The organism is Streptomyces sp. NH27 (assembly GCF_056859195.1).
Genome location: NZ_JACEGK010000678.1, coordinates 1 through 3,542 on the forward strand (window position 1 = coordinate 1; position 3,542 = coordinate 3,542).

Annotated in this window: 3 protein-coding genes; 2 read left to right on the plus strand and 1 reads right to left on the minus strand. The window is 73.5% G+C overall.

What is annotated here, in order from left to right; all coding sequences use genetic code 11:
• Positions 1 to 105: 105 nt before the first annotated feature.
• Positions 106 to 1,239, minus strand: a complete 1,134-nt coding sequence (locus AC13HU_RS34260; protein WP_483045893.1) for a YihY/virulence factor BrkB family protein — start codon at positions 1,237 to 1,239, stop codon at positions 106 to 108.
• 274 nt (positions 1,240 to 1,513) lie between these two features.
• On the opposite strand from AC13HU_RS34260, the gene sthA reads away from it, so the two are divergent.
• Both sthA and AC13HU_RS34270 read left to right on the plus strand, forming a co-directional pair.
• Positions 1,514 to 2,917: a Si-specific NAD(P)(+) transhydrogenase gene (sthA, locus tag AC13HU_RS34265; protein WP_483045894.1), complete on the plus strand. Its 1,404-nt coding sequence runs from the start codon at positions 1,514 to 1,516 to the stop codon at positions 2,915 to 2,917.
• Between the two features lie 244 nt (positions 2,918 to 3,161).
• Positions 3,162 to 3,542 (plus strand): 3-keto-5-aminohexanoate cleavage protein (locus AC13HU_RS34270; RefSeq protein ID WP_483045895.1); only part of this gene is annotated, 381 nt, incomplete at its 3' end.

Below are 3,542 nucleotides of genomic sequence, written 5' to 3' on the forward strand. Positions count from 1 at the left end.
GGCGGGCGGTTGCCGCGTGGGGGGCGGTTGCCGCGGCTCGGCTCGGCGCCGTACGCATGGCTGCCGGGCGGCCCGGCACCGTACACGCTCACCGGTCGGTGGCCGCTACGGCGCCGCCGCCGGGCGGCCCGCGGTCCCGGGGTCGGCGACCGCGCCGGCCGGCCCGGTGCTCGTCCCGTTGCCACCCGGACCGTCCGTACCGCCCGTGCCGGCGGCCCCGCCCGTCTTCGCGGCGGCGGCCCGGACCGCCCTGGCCCGCGCGTGCTCGACGTTGAAGTGGGCACCGATCATCAGCGCCAGGTTGGAGAACCACAGCCAGACCAGGAAGATCACCGTGCCGGCCAGCGGACCGTAGAGGCGGTTGTACGTCCCCATGTGCGCGGTGTAGACGGCGAACCCTGCCGAGCCGGCCAGCCACAGCCCCACCGCGAGCGCGCCGCCGGGCGCCATCGCACGCAGCGTCCGGGTACCGCGCGGGCCGGTACGGAAGAGCACCAGGACCAGTGCGGCGGCCACCACCAGCAGCAGCGGCCAGCGCATGCCGCGCCACGCCGCCTGTGCGGGCCCGCTCATGTGCAGCACCGAGCCGGTGCGGTGCGCGATCGCGCCGGTGACCACCAGGCAGACCGCGCTCGCCACCAGCAGCACCAGCAGCGTGAGGGAGGTCAGCACCACCCGCGGGCCGGTACGCCAGGCCGGCCGCCGCTCGCCGGAGCCGTACATGGTGTGCAGGGCCCGCCGGAAGACCGCCGCGTAGCTGGACGCCGACCACATGGCGCCCAGGCCGCCTCCGATCGCCAGCGACAGCGTCGCGCGGTGGTCATGCGCCATGTCCTGGAGCGCGGATGCCACCACGGGCCGCGACTCGGCGGGCAGCAGCGCGGTGACGCCCGCGGCCAGGCTGCTCTCGGAGGGCCCGCCGGCCATGCCGAGCAGCGACACCGTCATCAGCAGCGCGGGGAAGAGCGCGAGCACCGCGTAGTAGGTCAGGGCCGCGGCGCGCTCCGTGACGTCCTTGTCCCACGAAGCGGCCAGGGCCCGGACGAGGGTGGCGCCGACCCTCCACACGGCGCGGGTGCGCCGCAGGCCGCCACCACCATGTCCGAGTCCGGGTCGGGGTCCAGGTCCGGGTCCGGCCGCGGTCCTGGCCGGCTCCGCACGCCGTACGGCCGTCGAGGGCCGCTTCGACCGCACGGGCTGCCCGGCCTCCCGCTCGGCCCTGACCCTGCTTCTCGCCACTGCTCCTCCAGCCCGACCACGCTCCGTGTGCCGGTCGTGTGCCCGCCGGCGGCGCATTCATGGCGGTACGACCGGTCGGCCACGCGCGGCGGTCACCGGCACCGGCACCGGCACCGGCACCGGCACCAAGGAGTTCGCCGGGCCGCCCGCGCCGTACGACGGCTCCCGGGCCGCGCACCGCGCGGGCCGGCGTCGGCGCGCGCGGCGGAAACGTCACCGAACCGCCGTCTCCGACGCCTTCCGGTGCCGTGGGCGGCGATGACAGACTCTGCGGGTGCGCGACTACGACATACTGGTCATCGGTTCCGGTCCCGGCGGGCAGAAAGCGGCGATCGCCGCGGCCAACCTCGGCAGACGGGCGGCGATCGTGGACCGCCCGGGGACGTTGGGCGGGGTGTCCCTGCACACCGGCACCATCCCGTCCAAGACGCTGCGCGAGGCGGTCCTCTACCTCACCGGCCTCAACCAGCGGGACATGTACGGGCAGAGCTACCGGCTCAAGGACGACATCACCATCGGTGACCTGACCTCCAGGACCGAGCACGTGGTCGGCCGCGAGGTCGACGTGATCCGCAGCCAGCTCAGCCGCAACCAGGTGCCGCTGCTGCCGGGCACCGGCCGCTTCCTCGACGAGCACACCGTCGCCGTCACCGACGCCGCCGGCCGAGAGCGGGCGGTGACCGCGGACTTCGTGGTGGTGGCCACCGGCACCCGCCCGGCCCGCCCGGCGAGCGTGGAGTTCGACGACCGCACCGTGCTGGACTCCGACAGCGTATTGAGCATGGACCAGGTGCCGCGCTCGATGGTGATCGTGGGCGCCGGGGTGATCGGCATGGAGTACGCCTCGATGTTCGCCGCGCTCGGCAGCAAGGTCACGGTGGTCGAACAGCGCGACGGCATGCTGGACTTCTGCGACGGCGAGGTGGTCGAGGCGCTCAAGTACCACCTGCGGGACCTCGCGGTGACCTTCCGCTTCGGCGAGACCGTCGCGGCCGTGGAGCGGCACGAACGCGGCACCCTCACGGTGCTCGCCAGCGGCAAGAAGATCGCCGCGGACGCGGTGATGTACTCCGCCGGGCGGCAGGGCCTCACCGAGGAACTCTGCCTGGAGCGGGCCGGGTTGAGCGCGGACAAGCGCGGCCGGATCGCGGTGGACGAGCACTACCGCACCGCGGTGCCGCACATCTACGCCGTCGGCGACGTGATCGGCTTCCCGGCGCTCGCCGCGACGTCGATGGAGCAGGGCCGCACCGCGGCCTACCACGCCTTCGACGAGCCGGTGCACGGCATGCCCGACCTCCAACCGATCGGCATCTACACCATTCCCGAGATCAGCTTCATCGGCCGCACCGAGGACCAACTCACCGACGCAGCCATCCCGTTCGAGGTCGGGGTGTCCCGCTACCGCGAGTTGGCCCGCGGCCAGATCATCGGCGACGCACACGGCATGCTGAAGCTGCTGGTCTCCCCCACGGACCGCAAACTCCTGGGCGTGCACTGCTTCGGCACCGGCGCGACCGAGCTGATCCACATCGGCAGCGCGGTGATGGGCTGCGGCGGCACCGTCGACTACTTGGTGGACGCCGTCTTCAACTACCCGACGCTGGCCGAGAGTTACAAGGTCGCGGCGCTCGACGTCACCAACAAGATCCGGCAGATCGACCGGCTGGGCGACTGAGCGGGCACGCCATACGGCGACGGCGGTCCGCCGGCCCGAGCTTCGCGCGATCTACGACCACGCGCGCGTCACCCCCTACGGGCCCGTGGTGTAGTACCCGGGCGGCGGGAAGCCGGCCGCGCGCGGCGCGGGTCGGCCCGAGGAGCGAGACGGGAGGGTGGCCACACCGGTCGAGGGGAGACACGGCGACGCCGGACGGCCTCGGCTGATCGGGGACCGCGGTCCCGGCTGGGATGATCACGCCATGCTCCAGGTATGCCTGAACGGCACCAGAGACCGATCCGCGTGCGAGTGGCTGCCGGTGACGCCCCAGCAGCTCGGCGACGCGGCCGCCGAGGCCGTCTTCCTCGGCGCCCGCTCGATCCATATCCACCCCAAGGACGACCAGGGCGCCGACACGATGGCGGCGGTGAGTGTGGACGCCGCGGTCGCGGCGGTGCGGGCGTCCGCGCCGGGCATTCCGATCGGTGTCACCACCGGTGAGTGGACCGAGCCGGACCCTGAGCGGCGGGCCGCGCTCGTACGATCCTGGTCGGTGCTGCCGGATCACGCGTCAGTGAACTGGCATGAGGAGGGGGCCGAGATTGTCGCTGACGCGCTGTTGTCGGTGGGGGTCGGGGTGGAG